The organism is Microbacterium sp. NPDC064942 (assembly GCF_049545525.1).
GTDB lineage: Bacteria > Actinomycetota > Actinomycetes > Actinomycetales > Microbacteriaceae > Microbacterium > Microbacterium gawkjiense.
This window is the reverse complement of sequence record NZ_JBMWDR010000002.1, coordinates 314,147-331,197: the sequence shown is the minus strand read 5'-3', so window position 1 is coordinate 331,197 and position 17,051 is coordinate 314,147. Positions and strand designations below refer to the sequence as shown.

16 protein-coding genes are annotated in these 17,051 nt (G+C 70.9%); 9 read left to right on the top strand and 7 right to left on the bottom strand.

Going from position 1 to position 17,051, the window contains the following annotated elements:
• Nucleotides 1-25 precede the first annotated feature (25 nt).
• Nucleotides 26-598 carry a cysteine hydrolase family protein gene (locus ACPEH2_RS05925; protein ID WP_359920059.1) on the bottom strand — a complete coding sequence of 191 codons (573 nt, stop codon included), beginning with the start codon at nucleotides 596-598 and terminating at the stop codon, nucleotides 26-28.
• A 129-nt stretch (nucleotides 599-727) separates the two neighbouring features.
• Here ACPEH2_RS05925 and ACPEH2_RS05920 point away from each other — a divergent pair, with 129 nt between their 5' ends.
• From ACPEH2_RS05920 to ACPEH2_RS05905, 4 genes are all read left to right on the top strand, one after another.
• Nucleotides 728-2,383: a RecQ family ATP-dependent DNA helicase gene (locus ACPEH2_RS05920; protein ID WP_359920062.1), complete on the top strand. Its 1,656-nt coding sequence runs from the start codon at nucleotides 728-730 to the stop codon at nucleotides 2,381-2,383.
• A 480-nt stretch (nucleotides 2,384-2,863) separates the two neighbouring features.
• On the top strand, nucleotides 2,864-3,343 hold the full coding sequence (locus ACPEH2_RS05915; RefSeq protein ID WP_359920065.1) for a hypothetical protein: 480 nt from the start codon (nucleotides 2,864-2,866) through the stop codon (nucleotides 3,341-3,343).
• Nucleotides 3,343-3,543 carry a helix-turn-helix transcriptional regulator gene (locus tag ACPEH2_RS05910; protein ID WP_359920066.1) on the top strand — a complete coding sequence of 67 codons (201 nt, stop codon included), beginning with the start codon at nucleotides 3,343-3,345 and terminating at the stop codon, nucleotides 3,541-3,543. Before ACPEH2_RS05915 ends, ACPEH2_RS05910 begins: the two co-directional genes overlap by 1 nt.
• 57 nt (nucleotides 3,544-3,600) lie before the next feature.
• The gene (locus ACPEH2_RS05905) at nucleotides 3,601-5,007 is read left to right on the top strand and encodes an IS1380 family transposase (RefSeq protein ID WP_359920069.1); all 1,407 of its coding nucleotides are present in this window, start codon (nucleotides 3,601-3,603) and stop codon (nucleotides 5,005-5,007) included.
• Between the two features lie 151 nt (nucleotides 5,008-5,158).
• Here the strand turns inward: ACPEH2_RS05905 and ACPEH2_RS05900 are convergent, their stop codons facing one another.
• Together ACPEH2_RS05900 and ACPEH2_RS05895 are read right to left on the bottom strand one after the other, a co-directional pair.
• On the bottom strand, nucleotides 5,159-6,043 hold the full coding sequence (locus tag ACPEH2_RS05900) for an aldo/keto reductase (protein ID WP_359920072.1): 885 nt from the start codon (nucleotides 6,041-6,043) through the stop codon (nucleotides 5,159-5,161).
• 80 nt (nucleotides 6,044-6,123) lie between these two features.
• Nucleotides 6,124-7,833 carry a long-chain-fatty-acid--CoA ligase gene (locus tag ACPEH2_RS05895; RefSeq protein WP_423718450.1) on the bottom strand — a complete coding sequence of 570 codons (1,710 nt, stop codon included), beginning with the start codon at nucleotides 7,831-7,833 and terminating at the stop codon, nucleotides 6,124-6,126.
• 133 nt (nucleotides 7,834-7,966) lie between these two features.
• On the opposite strand from ACPEH2_RS05895, the gene ACPEH2_RS05890 reads away from it, so the two are divergent.
• Entirely contained in the window at nucleotides 7,967-8,395 is a 429-nt protein-coding gene (locus tag ACPEH2_RS05890) for a DUF2087 domain-containing protein (protein WP_311285300.1), read from the top strand.
• Nucleotides 8,396-8,476: 81 nt separating this feature from the next.
• Nucleotides 8,477-10,537, top strand: a complete 2,061-nt coding sequence (locus tag ACPEH2_RS05885) for a PhoX family protein (RefSeq protein ID WP_423718466.1) — start codon at nucleotides 8,477-8,479, stop codon at nucleotides 10,535-10,537.
• Between the two features lie 74 nt (nucleotides 10,538-10,611).
• On the opposite strand, the gene ACPEH2_RS05880 is transcribed toward ACPEH2_RS05885, so the two are convergent.
• Both ACPEH2_RS05880 and ACPEH2_RS05875 read right to left on the bottom strand, forming a co-directional pair.
• On the bottom strand, nucleotides 10,612-11,202 hold the full coding sequence (locus tag ACPEH2_RS05880; RefSeq protein WP_359920081.1) for a TetR/AcrR family transcriptional regulator: 591 nt from the start codon (nucleotides 11,200-11,202) through the stop codon (nucleotides 10,612-10,614).
• Nucleotides 11,203-11,373: 171 nt separating this feature from the next.
• A complete protein-coding gene (locus ACPEH2_RS05875) occupies nucleotides 11,374-11,907 on the bottom strand; it encodes an LPXTG cell wall anchor domain-containing protein (protein ID WP_359920084.1) in 534 nt (177 codons plus the stop codon).
• A 36-nt stretch (nucleotides 11,908-11,943) separates the two neighbouring features.
• On the opposite strand from ACPEH2_RS05875, the gene ACPEH2_RS05870 reads away from it, so the two are divergent.
• Nucleotides 11,944-12,372, top strand: coding sequence for a MarR family winged helix-turn-helix transcriptional regulator (locus ACPEH2_RS05870; protein ID WP_064003846.1), 429 nt, complete (start codon nucleotides 11,944-11,946; stop codon nucleotides 12,370-12,372).
• A 74-nt stretch (nucleotides 12,373-12,446) separates the two neighbouring features.
• Here ACPEH2_RS05870 and ACPEH2_RS05865 read toward each other — a convergent pair whose 3' ends face one another.
• Nucleotides 12,447-12,896: an Hsp20/alpha crystallin family protein gene (locus ACPEH2_RS05865; protein ID WP_251578385.1), complete on the bottom strand. Its 450-nt coding sequence runs from the start codon at nucleotides 12,894-12,896 to the stop codon at nucleotides 12,447-12,449.
• A 139-nt stretch (nucleotides 12,897-13,035) separates the two neighbouring features.
• On the opposite strand from ACPEH2_RS05865, the gene ACPEH2_RS05860 reads away from it, so the two are divergent.
• Complete coding sequence (locus tag ACPEH2_RS05860) at nucleotides 13,036-15,087, top strand: prolyl oligopeptidase family serine peptidase (protein ID WP_423718448.1); 2,052 nt, start codon at nucleotides 13,036-13,038, stop codon at nucleotides 15,085-15,087.
• Nucleotides 15,088-15,132: 45 nt separating this feature from the next.
• Nucleotides 15,133-16,569 carry a DUF3459 domain-containing protein gene (locus tag ACPEH2_RS05855; protein ID WP_423718447.1) on the top strand — a complete coding sequence of 479 codons (1,437 nt, stop codon included), beginning with the start codon at nucleotides 15,133-15,135 and terminating at the stop codon, nucleotides 16,567-16,569.
• Nucleotides 16,570-16,623: 54 nt separating this feature from the next.
• Here the strand turns inward: ACPEH2_RS05855 and ACPEH2_RS05850 are convergent, their stop codons facing one another.
• Nucleotides 16,624-17,046: an organic hydroperoxide resistance protein gene (locus ACPEH2_RS05850; protein ID WP_423718446.1), complete on the bottom strand. Its 423-nt coding sequence runs from the start codon at nucleotides 17,044-17,046 to the stop codon at nucleotides 16,624-16,626.
• Nucleotides 17,047-17,051 lie beyond the last annotated feature (5 nt).

The window sequence follows — 17,051 nt, the reverse complement described above, 5'->3', positions numbered from 1 at the left end:
ACCCGCTGGGGCGACAGGACCCGGCTCAGCGCAGCAGGTCGGCGGTGGTGACGACCGTCGCGAACTCGCCGTCGAGGTTCGTCGCGGTGACAGCCGCCAGTGTCGCGGCCGGGACGATCGTGCCGTCGGGCGCCGTGCGGTCGAACGTGTGGGTCGCGTCGAGGGCGAAGTACACGTCGTACCCGAGGTTGCCGCCCACGCGCGCCGTGGTCTCGCAGCAGTGGTTCGTCGAGATGCCGGTCACGACGAGCTGCGCGATGTCATTCGCGCGCAGCCACGCGTCGAGGTCGGGCGACCCGTGGAACGAGGAGTTGACGCTCTTCGTGACGAGCAGATCCGGCGTGCCGGTGACCTCGGGCTTGAGGTCGTTGCCCGGCTGCCCGGGCCGCAACGGCGAGGCATCCGACGTCGAATCGTGCCGGACGAACACGACCGGCCACCCCCGCTCGCGCCACCGGGCCAGGAGCGCGGCGATGTTCGCCTCGCACGCCGGATTGTCACGCTCGCCCCAGTGGGCGGTGTCGTCGAACCCGCGCTGCACGTCGACGACGAGGAGGGCGGCACGGTCGAGGGCGATGTCTCGCGGCGGGATCTGCACGCTCCGAGCCTGACATGGGGTGTCACCGAACGGCGGTCGGGATGCGGCGGGATCCTGCCAGGACTGGTGCCCGCGGCAGCGGGTGTCAAGGGTGTCCGCGGATGCCGCATCCTCGACGACCGTGGAGGGATGCCACGCCGCTCCACCTCTGCACCGTCCGCCCCCGATCGCGCCGAAGTCGAGCGCGTCGCCGCCGAGCGGTTCGGACTGACGCACCTGCGCCCGGCCCAGCTCGACGCGATCGAGGCGGCCGCCAGCGGGCGCGACGTGCTCGTGGTCTGGGCGACGGGATCGGGCAAGTCCGCCGTCTACCAGGTGACCGCGGCCCTGCGCCCGGGCGTGACCGTCGTGGTCTCCCCGCTCATCGCCCTGCAGGAGGACCAGCTCGCGGGGCTCGAGCACGCACCCGACGCCCCGAAAGCGGTCGCCCTCCACTCGGGTCGCGGCGAGAAGGCCCGCGCCGACGCGTGGCGTCGCCTGCGCGCGGGCGAGGCGACCTACGTCCTGCTCGCTCCCGAGCAGCTCGCCAACGACGAGGTCGTCGCCGAGCTCGCGAAACTCGACATCGCCCTGCTGGCCGTCGACGAGGCGCACTGCATCGCCTCGTGGGGGCACGACTTCCGTCCCGACTACCTGGCCCTCGGAGAGGTCGCGGCGCGGCTCGGGCGGCCCCCGATCCTCGCGCTGACGGCGACGGCATCCACTCCCGTCCGTGAGGAGATCGCCGCCCGTCTCGGGCTCGACGACCCCTCCGTGCACATCGGCGACGTCGACCGGCCGTCGATCCGCCTCGGGGTGCGCCGTCACGGCGACGACCGCGAGAAGCGTGCCGCCGTCGTCGACGAGGTCGCGTCGCTGCCGGTCCCCGGGCTGCTCTACACCTCGACGCGACGCTCGGCAGAGCTCTACGCCGACGAGCTCGTCGGCCGCGGCAAGCGGGCGCGCGCGTACCACGCGGGCCTGCCGGCGAAGGAGCGCGCCGAGGTGCACCGGCAGTTCCTCTGCGACGACCTCGACGTCGTCGTGGCGACGAGCGCCTTTGGCATGGGGATCGACAAGGAGAACGTGCGCTTCGTCATCCACGCCGACGTCCCCGAGTCCATCGATGCCTACTTCCAGGAGCTCGGCCGCGCCGGCCGCGACGGCGAAGAGGCCCACGGCACCCTGCACTACCGCGCCGAAGACCTCGCCCTGCGCCGCTACTTCGCGACGAAGAACCCGGATGCCGCGGAGCTGCGCACCCTCATGCGCGCCATGTCGACTCGGGCCCGCACGAAGTCCGCCCTCGCGACGGACGCGGGCCTGTCACCCCGGCGCGTCACCGGACTGCTGACGCTGCTCGTCGACACCGGGTCGGCGCGCGCGTCGAAGTCGGGCGTCTCGCTACGGCGGAATCTCGACGAGCGCGCCGCCGTGAAGGCCGCGCTGGAACGGGTCGAGGAGCGCGAGCGCATCGAACGCTCCCGCATCGAGACGATGCGGGAGTACGCCGAGACGCGGCGCTGCCGCCGACAGGTGCTGCTCGGCTACTTCGGGCAGGAACTCGATGAGCCGTGCGGCAACTGCGACACGTGCGCGGCGGGAGCCGCCGACGCCGCGCGGGCCGCGGCATCCCCCTCCGACGCGGGCTTCGAGATCGACGCGAAGGTCTCGCACCGCGAGTGGGGTGCCGGCACCGTCGTCTCGATCGACGACGACCGGATGCGGGTGTTCTTCGACAGCGAGGGTTACAAGGTGCTGTCGCTCGAGATCGTCGAGCGGGAGCACCTGCTCAAGGCCGGTTGACGTCCCGAGTGCAGGTCAGCCGGCGGCTTCGGACAGCCACGGTCGCCACTTCTCCCCCTGAACCTGCGCTCGGCACAACCACCGCGGCTCAGGGTCGAGCTAGCCGCGGACCCCATCGCCGACGAGGGACCGGGCGTCACCGCGGCCGACGCGTGCCGAGTGCAGGTCAGGCGGCTGCATCAGGCCCGTACGGGCCCCGCAACGCACGCTGAACCTGCACCCGGCACACCCGACCGGACCCCGGAGGTCTAAGCCTCGATCCACCGATGATCTCGGGGGCGTTTCGGCAGCGCGACGCATGAAAGGCCGTCTGATCTGGGGTGGCTACTGGAGTGCTCGCCGCGATTCGCTCACCGAGTACTGCATCTCGCGGGTGCGGGCGATGGCACCTCGAACAGGACGTAAAGCAAACTTGACTGTAAAGCGCACTTTACATATGTTGGAAGGCAGGATCTTCGAGCCGCAGAGAGGCACAACCCCATGTCTGAACACGCAAACATCGATCGCCCTGCTCGCACCGGCAGTTCAATGCGACGCGTCCTCCTCATCGTCCTTGCTGCGGCTGTTGGGGCGGGCGTGTTCGGAGTGACAGCGTGGTTGATCGGGTTGCGGGATGACGATCTTTCCGCAGTCGGTCCGGCTGTCGCGGCGTTCAGCGTGCTGTGGTCCGCACTGATCGGCGGTGCGATGGCGGCCACGCTGGCGTGGGCGATCCTCATTGGCCGGCACTCGCCAAACGCGCGACGGGCTAATTCAAGAGACTCCATCGAGCGGAGCCAGTCGGAACGAGCTCGGGCGGGCGCGTTCACGGATGTTCTCTTCGTTGCGGCTGGTGGCCTGTTGCTCGTGTCGCTACTTCGGATTGACGCGTCAGCACTGCTGGCACTCTCATTGCTGATGGCGGTCGGGCTACTCGACTTCTCGGCGCGGTACTGGGTGTTGCAGCACCGGGAGTCCTGATGCGCAACGATCTGCGTGAGCGGCGCGCGGCGGCAGGTCTCTCTCAGGAGCGCCTAGCAGACCTCCTCGGGGTCTCGCGGCAGACCGTCATCTCTATCGAGCGGGACCGGTTCGATCCCAGCCTTGATCTCGCGTTCCGCATTGCTGCAACGTTCGACGCGCGGATCGAAGAGGTGTTCTTCCCTTCTCCTGCCTCGTAACCGCGGCAACGCGTTGAGCAGAGATAGCCGCCCACCGAGTCGAGAGGCGTCTCGTCGATGCAGTTCAAACATGCCCGTGCCGCGGTGTCTGCGGTGTTCGATGATCCGAATCTCGTGTCGGCCGCGGGGCTGGTCCCGATGCTCCGCCTTGCCCGTTCGGCGGGGCTCGACGAGCTCGCGCAGTCGCGGTTGAGCGTCCCGACAGACAAGGGCGCGAACGCGGGGGTGAAGGTGATGGCGCTGGTCGCGGGGATGCTCGCTGGGGCGGACTCGATCGATGACATGAACGTGCTCCGTCATGGCGGGATGAGCCGCTTGTTCGACCGGACATACGCGCCGTCGACGCTGGGCTCGTTCCTGCGGGAGTTCCGGTTCGGGCACGTCCGCCAACTCGACGCCGTCGCCTCCCGGACCCTGGTCAACCTCACCCAGTCCGCTCCGCTACTGCTGACGTCGAACGACGAGCGGGTGATGGTCGATCTGGACGACACGATCATCGAGGTCCACGGCTACCAGAAGCAGGGCGCCTCGTTCGGGTACTCCGGCGTCCGAGGACTCAACGCGTTGCTTGCGACGGCTTCGACCACCTCGTCAGCACCGGTGATCCTGGGGCAACGGCTGCGGCAGGGGAAGACCGGTTCCCCGAAGGGTGCCGCCAGGATTGTCGGCGACGCTCTCGCGACGCTGCGCCGCTTGAACCCCGGAAGCAGTGCCCGACCGTTGCTGCGTGCGGACTCCGCGTTCTACGGACACGCCACCATCGGCACCGCGATCAAGGCCGGCGCGGACGTGTCGGTCACCGTCCGGATGGACCCCGCGGTCAAAGCCGCGATCGCGACGATCCCCGAGGATGCATGGGAGATGATCGAGTACACCGACTCGATCCGAGACGAGGCCACCGGGCGGCTGATCTCCAAAGCAGAAGTCGCCGAAGTGCCCTTCACCGCGTTCCGGCCGAGGAAGATCGCTGAGCAGGTCGAAGGGCGACTGGTGGTGCGGCGGATCCCGGACCTGAACCCAAACAAGGTGGAGCAGCCGACACTGTTCGATGTCTACCGGCATCACGCGTTCTTTACCACCACCGACGAGCAGACGATGGGCACCGTCGCAGCGGACAAGACCCACCGCGGTCACGCGATCATCGAGCAAGTCCACGCAGACCTGAAGGGTGGCCCGCTCGCTCACCTGCCGTCGGGGGTGTTCAGCGCGAACAGCGCCTGGCTCGTGCTCGCCGTGATCGCGTTCAACCTCACCCGCACTGCGGGGCTGATCGCCGGCCACGCCGGCCGGCTCGCCAGAGCGACGACCGCGACGATCCGCCGCACCCTCATCTCGGTGCCGGCACGGCTGGCACGGTCCGCGCGGCGGATCACCCTGCACCTGCCGGAGGCCTGGCCCTGGCAGACCGCATTCGACCGACTCTTCACCGCCACCCACGCGCCGCCACCGTCAATGGCAAGCTGACCACCGCCGCGACGACGGCACGAGCGAGAACGAAGTGGACGACCGGGATGAGACGCCCGGAACTCAACCCTGCCCACGGCAGATCACCCCTCGCCGATCAGGCCGACGCCACCCGCCAAGGGCTCATCGGTGGATCGAGGCTAAGCCCGCCTCAGATGTCGATGCCGACCGCGGCGGAGCAGCGGGCGAGCTCGTCGGCCGAGAGCTCGAGGTTCCGCGCCTGGAACGAGTCGGTGATGGATGCCGGGCGGCTCGCTCCGGGGATGGGGATGACGGTCTCGCCGAGCGACAGCTCCCACGCGAGGACGACCTGCTGCGGGCTGACGCCGTGGTCGCGGCCGATCTCGGCGAACGCGGTGAACCGCTCGCCGACCGTGCCCGCGCCGCCGATGCCGCCGAGGGGGCTCCACGGCAGGAAGGCGATGCCGTGCTCGACGCAGTACTTCAGCTCGCCGTAGCTGCCCGGGTGCCGCGGCGAGAACTCGTTCTGCACGCTCGTGAGACCTCCCTCGCCGAGCACCTCCTGCGCGATCTGGATCTCTTCGACGCTCGCGTTCGAGATGCCGACCGTGCGGACGAGGCCCTCGTCCTGCAGGGTCTTCAGGTTCTGCATGATCTCGCCGTAGACCATCCACCGGTCGGGCCGGTGGTACTGGTACAGGTCGATGACGTCGACCTGCAGGTTCTGCAGCGACTTCTGCACGGCGCGGCGGAGGTAGTCGAGCGAACCGTCGCGCCCGAAGTCCTTCTCCGCGGTGCGCGTGATGCCGCCCTTCGTGGCGACGACGATCGACGACCGGTCGCCGTCCCAGCCGGCGAGCGCGTCGGCGACGATGCGCTCGTTGTGGCCCATCTCGTCCCAGCTGGGCGCGTAGATGTCGGCGGTGTCGATCAGGGTGACACCGGCGTCCAGCGCCGCCCGCACGGTCGCCACCGCGTCGTCGTGCGACGGGATGCCGTTGCCGTTCATCGAGACCGGCATGGCGCCGAGTCCGATGGCCGAGACGGTGAACGGTCCGAGGGTGCGCTGCGACATGGGTCTCCTTCGACGGGGTGGTGGGGGTGCGGCATCCACCCTGCCATCCACGGATGCCGGCGGCGAGAGCCCTTGACAGATCAGCGCGCGGTCAGCTGCTCGCGCACCTGACGGCGCAGCACCTTGCCGATCTGCGACCGCGGCAGGTCGTCGAGCTGCACGACCTTGCGCGGCACCTTGTACGACGCGAGGTGCGAGCGGGCGAAGTCCTTGAGAGCGGATGCCTCGAACGCCGCCCCCTCCTTCATCACGACCGCGGCGACCACGTCCTCGCCGCCGGTCGGCCGCGGCACGCCGACGACCGCGGCGGACTCGACGTCGGGGTGCAGGGTGAGCACCTGCTCGACCTCGCTCGGGCTGACGTTGAAGCCGCCCGTGATGATGAGCTCCTTGACGCGGTCGACGACGGTGACGAAACCGTCCTCCGAGACCGTGACGATGTCGCCGGTGCGCAGCCATCCGCCGTCGAGGAGGACCGCGGCGGTGTCCTCGGGCCGGCGCCAGTACCCCTGGAACACCTGGGGTCCGCGGATGAGGAGCTCGCCCGCTTCGCCCGCTGGACGGTCGACGGTCGGGTCGTCGGGGTCGACGACGCGGATCTCGGTGCTCGGGAAGGGCACGCCGACCGTGCCGGGGCGCCGCGTCGGGCCGATCGGGTTGCCGAGCGCGACCGGCGACGTCTCGGTCATGCCGTAGCCCTCGACGAGCAGACCGCCCGTCGCCTCCTCCCACCGCGTCACCGTCGGGACGGGCAGGCTCATGGCGCCCGAGATCGCGAAGCGGATCGTCGAGAGGTCGACGCCCTTGCGGCTGCTCGCTCGCGACAGGGCGTCGTAGATCGGCGGCACGCCGGGCAGGAAGGTCGGCGGCGACTTCTTGAGCGCGCCGACGACGAGGTCGACGTCGAACTTCGGGAACAGCACGATGCGCGCGCCGATCGACACCGCGAAGGTGAGGCAGAGCGTCAGCCCGTAGGCGTGGAACATCGGCAGGACGGCGTAGAAGGTCTCCTCGCCCTCGTGCAGGCCCGGCACCCACGCGCGCCCCTGCGCCGCGTTGGAGCGGAGGTTGCGGTGCGACAGGACGGCGGCCTTCGGCATCCCGGTCGTCCCGCTCGTCAGCTGCAGGAGCGCCGTGTCGTCGAGGACGGGGCGCGGGTGCTTATGCGAGAGGCGACGCGCCTTGGTGAACTGCGACCACCGGATGACGCCGCGGGCGGTGGGCTTCGACGTCATCGCCTCGCGCCGCTCCCGCAGCGCCGGCACCGGCACGCGCAGGGCCGTCCGCATCGCCCACGGCAGCGCGTCGGTCATGTCGACCGCGACGATGGCGGCGGGGGCGACGTCGCTCGGGAACTCCGCGACGATGTCGGCGACCTTGTCCCAGACGATCGCGACGACCGCCTCATGCACCTCGAACTGATGCCGCAGCTCGCGGGCGGTGTACGTCGGGTTGTGCTCGACGACGATCGCGCCGATCCGCAGCGCGGCGTAGAAAGCGACGATGTGCTGGGGGCAGTTGGGCAGCACGAGCGCGACGCGGTCACCGGGCCCGACCCCGAGCTTGCGCAGCGCGTTGGCGGCGCGGGAGACCTGTTCGCCGAGCTCGGCGTAGGTGGTCTCGGATCCGAAGAACTCCGTTGCGATCTTGCTGCCGTAACGCTCCACCGCATGATCGAGCAGATCCACGAGCGTCTCGTCGACGGGGTCGATGTCGCTCGGGACGCCGGGCGCGTACGCGGCCAGCCAGGGGCGGTCCTGCAGATCGGATGCCGGGGGTGTCGGGCTCATGCGGATGTCCTCCTCGGTGTCCCGCCAGCGTAGGGCGGCGCTCCATGCGTCGGCTGAGGGTTGACGCGGGGGGTAAACGGGGGCGATCGAACGCGGCGAGACCGGCCGACAGCGCCCGGATGACGTCGTCGACATGGGCGTCATCGCCGGTCGCGGGACTCTCCCCCTCGCGCCGCCGCCACGTGGTCGAGACGCTGCAGCGCGCCGGCCTCGTCACCGGCGACGGCCACGACCTGCGGGCCGACGCACCGCCTTCGCTCGGACGCTGGCCGAGACACCCGCCGCGCCGCGGCCCACGGGTGTCGAGCGGTTCCTGTCCCCCGACGGTCGGCTGTCGGGCTACCCGGCGCGGGCCGAGGAGAGGCGCCGCCTGCTCGCGCTCATCGCCGGTCGCATCCTCCGGCCCGGCGAGGTCGTCGACGAACAGACCGTCAACGAGCGCCTCGCCGCGATCAGCGACGACGTCGCCGTGCTGCGGAGATACCTCGTCGACCACGAGCTCGTGGAACGCACGCGTTCGGGCACCGAGTACGCGGTGGTGGCGGATCCGACCGCCGGGTAGCGCTCCGCGACCGTCACCCGACGTTCACCGTCGATTCACCCGGTCGCAGGAACAGCGACCGATCCTGGAGCGGTGACGATTCTGGAACCCCCCACCACCCGCACGTCCCTTCCTCTCGCGACCCACGCCGTCGGCAAGCGGTCGGCGGTGACCTGCCGGTTCAAGTGCGCCGACGCCTGCCTCGGTCCCGAGTGCAACGGGTCGGACAACCCGACGTTCCGCAGCGTCGCCGAGCTCGCCCTCTCGCGCCGGACGCTGCTCGGCGCCGCGGCGGCCGGCGCGGTCGTCGTCGCGACCGACGCCTTCGGCCTCGCGAACCCCGCTGCGGCGTCGGCCACGCCGGGCGGACTCATCGAGGCGACCCGTGGCTACGGCGGGCACGGCCACGGCCTGCCCTTCCAGCCGATCGCTCCCGTCCCGGCGTCCGTCGACGCGCTGACCGTGCCCAAGGGGTGGACCTGGTCGCCGATCATCCGCTGGGGCGACCCGCTCTTCTCGGACGCACCGACCTTCTCGCTCGACGCGCAGAGCCCGGCCGCGCAGGCCCGTCAGTTCGGGTACAACAGCGACTACCTCGACATCCTCGCCGACCGCAGCGGCAAGACGGGCGTGCTCGTCAACAACCACGAGTACGTGAACCCGAACATCATGTTCCCGCCGTCGACGGATGCCGCCGAGCTCCGCCGTCGCGGCGAGGTCTACAAGGCGGCGCAGGGCATGTCCGTCGTCGAGCTGAAGCGCAGCCGGCGCGGCCGGCCCTGGCGCTACGTCGTCGACGGCCGCCGCAACCGCCGGATCACGGTCGAGACGGTCTTCGAGCTGACCGGCCCCGCCGCCGGGTCCGATCTCGTGACCACCGCCGCCGACCCCGAAGGCCGCTGGGTCAAGGGGACGCTCGGCAACTGCGCCGGCGGCACGACGCCGTGGGGCACCATCCTCTCGGGCGAGGAGAACTTCAACGGGTACTTCGCGTGGGCGGCCGACACCCCGGGGCAGAAGCGCTACCAGGCGAGCGCCTCGCGGACCACGTCGACCGGATGGGAGCAGTACGACCCCCGTTTCAACTCGTTCGACCCCGGCTACGTCAACGAGCCCAACCGCTTCGGCTACATCGTCGAGATCGACCCCGAAGACCCCACGTCGACGCCGAAGAAGCACACCGCGATGGGGCGCTTCAAGCACGAGGGGGCGAACGTCATCGTGGCCGAGGACCGCCGCGTGGTGGCCTACATGGGAGACGACGAGCGCAACGACTACCTCTACAAGTTCGTCTCGAAGAACCGCATCAGCTCGTCGCGCAAGAAGAACATGACGCTGCTGTCGGAGGGCGACCTGTTCGTCGCCCGGTTCCGCGGGGACTCCCCCGCCGGGCAGATCGACGGCTCGGGCGCACTGCCGGCGGACGGCACGTTCGACGGCACGGGTGAGTGGGTCGCGCTCACGCGGAACGGGAAGAGCGTCGTGCCGGGGATGACGACGGAAGAGGTGCTCGTCTACACGCGACTGGCCGCCGACAAGGTGGGCGCGACGAAGATGGACCGCCCCGAGGACGTGCAGCCGAGCCCGCGGACCGGCAAGGTCTACGTCGCGCTGACGAACAACACCGACCGCGGCAAGACCTCGATGGTGGATGAGGCGAACCCCCGCACCGGCAACCGGCACGGTCACGTGATCGAGCTGACCGAGCGCCGCGGCCAGGCCGGGACGAGCTTCGGCTGGAGCATCCTGCTGCAGTGCGGCAACCCGTCCGACCCGAGCACCTACTTCGCGGGCTACCCGAAGGACAAGGTGTCGCCGATCTCGTGCCCCGACAACCTCGCGTTCGATGAGGACGGCACGCTGTGGATCTCCACCGACGGCGCGCCCAGCACGATCGGGTTCAACGACGGACTGTTCCGCGTTCCGCTCGAGGGTCGGGAGCGCGGGCGCGTGCAGCAGTTCCTCGCGGTCCCCCGCGAGGCCGAGACGTGCGGACCCGTCATCCACGCCCGCGAGAAGCTCGTCTTCGTCGCGGTGCAGCATCCCGGCGAGAACGGGACGGTCGCGGCTCCCACGTCGCTGTTCCCCGACTACGGGTCGACGCGACGGGGCGACGTGCCGAACGCGCCGCGCCCGTCGGTCGTGCAGGTCTACCGGGCCTAGGCTGCGCCGCAGCGCACGAGGGCTCGCACCCGGTCCGGGTGCGAGCCCTCGACGGCGTCCGGGTCGCGCTGGCCTCAGTGCACGCCGGGCCACCACTCCGGCATCAACCCGAAGATGCGGGCCTCGGCGGCTGCGGCATCGGTGTCGTCCTCGCGGATCAAGACGTCCATCACGCCGACCAGGCCCCCGGCGATGAAGGCCGCGGCCTCGTCGCGGTCGCGCGGGGACCGCGGTGCGTCGCGGACACCCGCCTCGGCGAGTTTTTCCAGGGCGATGTGGGCGCGTCGGCGCAGACTGTCGTTCAGCGCGGCATGCAGCGCGCCGCGGGCCGAGGACTCGAGCAGGGCGCGGTAGAGGTCGCGGCGCCCGGCGAGCCACTCGAGCAGGCGGCGGGTCACGGCGTGGTAGACGCGGGCCGCATCCGCTTCGGTGGCGATGTCCACACCGATCGCGGCGATCGCGTCGATCTCGTCGGTCAGCATCGTGACGGCGAACTCGTCGACGCCCGCGGCGTGCTTGTAGAACGTGGTGCGGTGCACGCCCGCTTCACGGCAGAGCTCCGCGACCGACACCGCCGCGAGGGGCCGGTCCGCCAGCAGGCGGACGAGCGCTGCGCGCAAGAACCGGGGGTCGAGGGGGTTCCAGCGCACCCCTTGCCCGTCCATCACAAATTGATAACAAGAAACCCTTGCCACCGTTATCTCGTCGTTATACATTCGTTGCACGGTAGATGTTTTGCTGTGGCAGCTACCGACATGTGATTGCAGGACACTCTTGGTGCAAAGGGACAAGGGCCGGCTGGATGCCTCTCCAGCCGGCCCTTACTTCGTGACGCGTCAGACGGTCGCGCTCCGACGGCGTCGCATCACCAGCAGGGCGCCGAGCGCGAGCAGCGCCGCACCTGCACCGCCCGCGATCCACACCGGACCCGACTGACCGCCGGCCGACGCGAGCTCGTCGCCGACGGCGACGACCTCTTCCGCGGCCACAGTGACCGAGGCCCAGCCGACCAACTCACCCGACTCGTCGACGACGGCCACCCGGTGACGGCCCTCGTCGCACGGGTCGCCCTCCGCGTCCACCGCCGATTCGAGGCTCGGCCGCAGCGGCTGACCGTCGTACTCGTCGGGGATCACCCGTCGGATGCCGCGGTTCTGGTCGGTCTCGGAAAACCGCGCCACGAACTCCTCGACCACCCGCATCCGACTCGTGCCGTCCTCGGCGCGGGTCAGCGTGTAATCGACGGTCAGACTGTCGAAGGAGAAGTCCTCGACGTCGGCGTTTGCCGCCGAGGGAGCGCCCACGAGAACGCCGAGCGCGACGGCGACGACGGCTCCGACACGGGCGAGACGACGGGACCAGGGCTGCACGCGGTCAACCCTATGAGCGACGCTACAGTTGACGCCATGACCGACCGCCGCCTCGCCATCGCTGCCTGGGAGAGCCTCTTCCGCGCGCAGCACGAGGTCCTGGCGGAGATCTCACGGGACTTCGAGGACGACGACCTCTCGAGCGCCGAATACGACGTGCTCCTGACCGTCACGCGCTGCGAGGGTCACACCGCGCGGCTGCGCGACGTGACGGCGAACATGCTCATCAGCCAGCCGAGCGTGTCGCGCCTGGTCGACCGGATGGTGGCGCGCGGGCTCGTCGCGAAGTGCCCCGACCCCAACGACGGCCGCGGCGCCGTGCTGCGCGCCACGGAGCAGGGCGCGGCGATGTTCCGCCGGCTCGCGACGACGCACGGCCGCACCATCGCCGAGCGGATGTCGGTGCTCACCGACGACGAACTCGCCGAGCTCGAGCGGCTCACTGCTCGCCTGCGCGGCGTCTGACGACAGGAAAATCGCCCCGCACCCGAGACGGGGTGCGGGGCGATCGTCGTCTCACCGCCGGAGCGGTGCGCCGGTCACTGGTCGATCGGCTGCGGCTCGCTCTCGCGCGCCGAGATGGTCGGGGCCGAACCGTCGGCGACGACCTCGACCTTGCGGGGCTTGGCCTTCTCGCTCACCGGGATGGTGACGGTCAGCACACCGTTGTTGTAGGTCGCGGTGATGGCGTCGGTGTCGATGCCCTGGCCGAGGTTCAGCTGGCGGAGGAAGCTCGCGGTCTCACGCTCGCGCGTGATCCACTTCACGCCCTCGCCCGACGACAGCGTGCGCTCGGCGCGGATGGTCAGCAGCTGGCCGTCGACGTCGATGTCGACCGATCCCGGGTCGATGCCGGGGAGGTCGGCGTTCAGCACGTAGTGGTCGCCGTCGCGATACAGGTCCATCGGCATCCGTCGCGGGCCGCGGCGCGTGTCGAAGAGCGTCGACGCCAGGCGGTCGATTTCACGGAACGGGTCGTAGGTCGCCATGATTCTCTCCTTTGTCCAAGTGGTCTGAAAGTTGAGCCCCTGCGGCTCAAGTACCTCCAGATTAGCACTCGCGCATGGAGAGTGCCAATGGTTCTCGCACGGCGAACGACGCGGCTGGGGTGCCCCGTAGGCTGACCGCATGAGCGCCCACGAGATCGCCCCCGAGCCCGCCGACCCGTTCCTCTGGCTGGAGGAGATCGACGGATCCGCCGCTCGCGCGTGGGCCGCGGAGCGCACCGCCGAGACCGAAGGCGCCTATGCGGGCGCTGCCCGCGACGCGCTCGAGACCCGGCTCACCGGCATCCTGCAGGACCCCGACCGCCTCGTCGTCCCGAGTCGTCACGGCGACCTCATGTACGACCTGTGGCGGGATGCCGACAACCCGCGCGGCCTCTGGCGCCGGACGTCCCTCGCCGCCTTCACGGCGGGCACCCCGGACTGGGAGGTCCTGCTCGACGTCGACGCACTGGGCCGCGAGGAGGGGAGGACCTGGGCCTTCGCCGGCGCGACGCACGGGCCGGCCGGCAGCAGCCGCGCGCTCGTGCGCCTGAGCCCCGACGGCGGAGACGCCGCCGTGGTGCGCGAGTTCGATCTGGAGACCCGCCGCTTCGTCGAGGACTCCCCCTTCGCCCTCGACGCGGAGAAGTCCATGATCGCGTGGGTCGACCGCGACACGCTGCTCGTCGCCACGGCCCTGCACGGCGGCGGCGTCACGGACTCGGGTTATCCGATCACCGCCCGCGCCTCGCGCCGCGGCGAATCGCTCGAGGACGCGCCGCCGATCCTCACGGGTGTCCCGTCGGACGTCGGCGTGTTCGCGCACGTCGATCACACCGGCGGCGCGGCGACGCCGATCGTCGTCATCGCGCACGACTTCTTCCACTCCGAGGCGTGGGTGTGGAACGGCGCCGAACCGCACCTGATCGCCGTGCCGCAGGACGCGCACGCCGACGTGCACGGCGACCTGGTCGCCGTCCGGACGACGACGCCGTGGCGCATCGGCGACACGACGCATCCGTCGGGCACCCTCCTGCTCGGCCCCCTCGAGACCGTGACGAGCGGGGACGGGTCGGGTCTCCGTGTCGCGTTCGCGCCGACGGACACCGCGGTGCTCGAGTCCTGGACGTGGACGAAGACCCGCCTCGTGCTGACGATCCTCGACCGCGTGCAGAGCCGACTGGTGTCGCTCGACCCGGCGACGCTGACCGGTGTCGACCTCGACCTCGGGCTCGGCGACGACGACCTCTTCAGCGCGAACGTCGCCACGGCGGACGACGACGAGGACGACCAGCTCTGGGTCGTCGCGCGCGGCTTCCTCACGCCGCCGACCCTGCTCGTCCTCGACCCGGGCGCGGAGCCGCGGGTCGTCGACCACAGCCGCGCGACGTTCGACGCGACGGGTCTCGTCGCCGAGCAGCACTGGGCGACGTCGGCCGACGGCACCCGTGTGCCGTACTTCGAGGTCGGCCCCCGCGAGCGTCGCGGGGCGCTGCCCGTGCTGATGAACGGATACGGCGGCTTCGAGCACGCGCTGACGCCGGAGTACCCGACGATCGTCGGCCCGGCCTGGCTCGAGCAGGGCCGGGTGTACGTCGTCGCGAACATCCGGGGCGGCGGTGAGTTCGGCCCGGAATGGCACCTCGCGGCGCTCCGTGAGAACCGCCACCGCGCGTACGAGGACTTCGCCGCCGTCGCCCGCGACCTCGTCGCCCGCGGCGTCTCGACCCCCGACCGCATCGCCTGCCACGGTCGCAGCAACGGCGGCCTGCTCGTCGGCAACATGCTGACCCAGTACCCCGACGACTTCGGCGCGATCGTGTGCGGCGTCCCGCTGCTCGACATGCGGCGGTACACGCGCCTGTCGGCCGGCGCGAGCTGGATCGCCGAGTACGGCGACCCCGACGACCCCGCCGACTGGGAGTTCGTGAAGACCTTCTCGCCGTACCACCTCATCGAGCCCGGGCGGCGGTACCCGGCATCCCTCATCTACGCGGCGGCCAGCGACGACCGGGTCGGACCGGTGCAGGCGCGCAAGATGGCGGCGCGGTTGGCGGACGAGACGGATGCCGAGGTGCACTACCTCGAGCCCGTCGAAGGCGGTCACGCGGGCACCATCGACGCGGCGGCCACCGCGGCGCTGCATGCGACGATCCACGCGTTCCTCGACAGCACGGTGGGCCGCGCCGACTGAGGCGGGAACGCTCGCCCTCTACGCTGGGAGCGGGAGGTCCACCGCATGAGCACCATGGGGGCCGTCGAGGAGGAACTCGCGGCCACGCTGTCGACCGTCGCGGAGCGCACCCGCGTCGACGAGGCCGCGGCGGACCGCATCCGTCGACACCTTCCCGCGCTGCACGCCGCCCTCGCCGAGCGGGCGGACTCCTCGTCGTCGCTGCTGGCCGACCTCGTGACGGCAGCGGTGGTGGCGGCGAACGGTCGCTCGCTCGAACTCAAGGTGCACGGCGAGCAGCGCGCGGCGCACACGCCGATGTCACGCTCGCGCTACGCACTCGGCGCGGCGTGCTTCGCGGATCGCTACGCCGGCAACCTCGCCGGGCTCCGCGACGAGATCCCGGCGCTGCGCGAACTCGGCGTGAGCGTGCTGCACGTGCAGTCGCCGTTCGCCCGGCGCGAGGACGGCACCGTCGACCTGCGCCGCGGCGACCCCGGACTCGGCTCGATCGACCGGCTCTCCGACCTGGCGGCCGAACTGCGCCTGTCGGGGATCGCCCTGGCCGTCGACGTCCCCGCCGCCTCGGATCTGCGCGTGTTCGTCGACGATCTGCTGTTCCTGGCCGGCCGCGGCGTCGAGGTCTTCCTCGTCCTCGACCCCGAGACGGCGGCGGTCACCGCCCCGGTGCTCGCGATCGGTGCGCCCGGGGTCGAGGTGCTGCCGGCATCCCCCGGGTCCCCGCCGCTGTGGCAGGCGTTCGCCACGGGGTACGCAGCTCCCCTGCAGCACGCGCTCGAGCGGCGTGACAGCCGCAGCGACGTGGTCGCGGTCCGCGACGCCGACGCTGTCGTATGGCAGACGGATGCCGCCGAGCTCACCGCGCGTTACACCGACGGCTCCGGCTTCGGCCGGGGGATCGCGACCGTCGGCGGCGTCGCGGGCACCACGGCCTCGCTCGCCGGCGTCGAGGCGGGCGACCCGCTCGGCGAGGCGCGGGTGGTGCTGGCCCACGCGCTCCTGCTGAGCGTGCCGGGCCTGCCGATGCTGTGGCTCGGCGACGAGGTGGGACAGCTCAACGACCCGACGTTCCGCGACGATCCGGAGCGACGCGACGACGCGCGGTGGACGCACCGGGGCCAGAAGCCGCGGGACGGCTACGCCCAGATGACGGATGCCGCCACCTCGGCCGGCCGGCTCCGGCGCGACATCACGAAGCTCATCGCGGTGCGTCACACGACGCCGGAATTCGACGGGGCGCGCCTCATCGGTTTCGACGTACCGGCGCCGTCGGTCGTCGGCTACCAGCGACCCGGCGACGGGACCGTCGTGCTGGTGCTGGCGAACGTCGCCGCCGAACCGGTGCACGTGCCGGCCGTGACGCTGTCGGGCTTCGCGCCGACCGCCCTCGATCTCGTCGAGGGTGTCGACGTCGGGATCGACGAAGGGCTCACGCTGCCCGCCTGCGGATTCCGCTGGCTGCGCGTGAGCCCTCTCGCCTGAGTCCGGTCCTCTGAGACCGGCCCTCTGAGACCGGCCCTCTGAGTCCGGCGGAGGTCAGTCCTCGACGACCGTGACGGTGACCTCGATGTTGCCCCGGGTGGCGTTGGAGTAGGGGCAGACCTGGTGCGCGGCATCCGCGAGCGCCTGCGCCTGGTCGTGCGGGAGGTTGGGGATGACGACCTCGAGCTGGACGGCGAGGCCGAATCCGCCCTGGCCGTTCGAGCCGATGCTGACGCGCGAACCGACGCTGGTGTCCTCGAGCGTCACCTTCTGCTGGCGCGCGACGGACTGCAGGGCGCTGTGGAAGCACGCCGCGTAGCCGGCGGCGAAGAAGAGCTCGGGGTTCGGGGCGCCACCGGCACCGCCCATCTCCTTGGGCACACGCACGTCCGTGTCGACGAGGCCGTCGACGGTGCGGACGTGACCGTTGCGGCCGCCTCCGGTTGCGAGGGCTTCGGCGGTGTAGAGGGCTTCCATGGGGA

Excerpts from the sequence above, each read along its gene's own strand:
- ACPEH2_RS05865 (WP_251578385.1), bottom strand. The coding sequence starts at position 12,896 with ATGGCGACCTACGACCCGTTCCGTGAAATCGACCGCCTGGCGTCGACG.
- ACPEH2_RS05900 (WP_359920072.1), bottom strand. The coding sequence starts at position 6,043 with ATGTCGCAGCGCACCCTCGGACCGTTCACCGTCTCGGCCATCGGACTC.
- ACPEH2_RS05895 (WP_423718450.1), bottom strand. The coding sequence starts at position 7,833 with ATGAGCCCGACACCCCCGGCATCCGATCTGCAGGACCGCCCCTGGCTG.
- ACPEH2_RS05855 (WP_423718447.1), top strand. The coding sequence starts at position 15,133 with ATGAGCACCATGGGGGCCGTCGAGGAGGAACTCGCGGCCACGCTGTCG.
- ACPEH2_RS05910 (WP_359920066.1), top strand. The coding sequence starts at position 3,343 with ATGCGCAACGATCTGCGTGAGCGGCGCGCGGCGGCAGGTCTCTCTCAG.
- ACPEH2_RS05890 (WP_311285300.1), top strand. The coding sequence starts at position 7,967 with ATGGGCGTCATCGCCGGTCGCGGGACTCTCCCCCTCGCGCCGCCGCCA.
- ACPEH2_RS05880 (WP_359920081.1), bottom strand. The coding sequence starts at position 11,202 with ATGGACGGGCAAGGGGTGCGCTGGAACCCCCTCGACCCCCGGTTCTTG.
- ACPEH2_RS05850 (WP_423718446.1), bottom strand. The coding sequence starts at position 17,046 with ATGGAAGCCCTCTACACCGCCGAAGCCCTCGCAACCGGAGGCGGCCGC.
- ACPEH2_RS05915 (WP_359920065.1), top strand. The coding sequence starts at position 2,864 with ATGTCTGAACACGCAAACATCGATCGCCCTGCTCGCACCGGCAGTTCA.
- ACPEH2_RS05860 (WP_423718448.1), top strand. The coding sequence starts at position 13,036 with ATGAGCGCCCACGAGATCGCCCCCGAGCCCGCCGACCCGTTCCTCTGG.
- ACPEH2_RS05870 (WP_064003846.1), top strand. The coding sequence starts at position 11,944 with ATGACCGACCGCCGCCTCGCCATCGCTGCCTGGGAGAGCCTCTTCCGC.
- ACPEH2_RS05920 (WP_359920062.1), top strand. The coding sequence starts at position 728 with ATGCCACGCCGCTCCACCTCTGCACCGTCCGCCCCCGATCGCGCCGAA.
- ACPEH2_RS05905 (WP_359920069.1), top strand. The coding sequence starts at position 3,601 with ATGCAGTTCAAACATGCCCGTGCCGCGGTGTCTGCGGTGTTCGATGAT.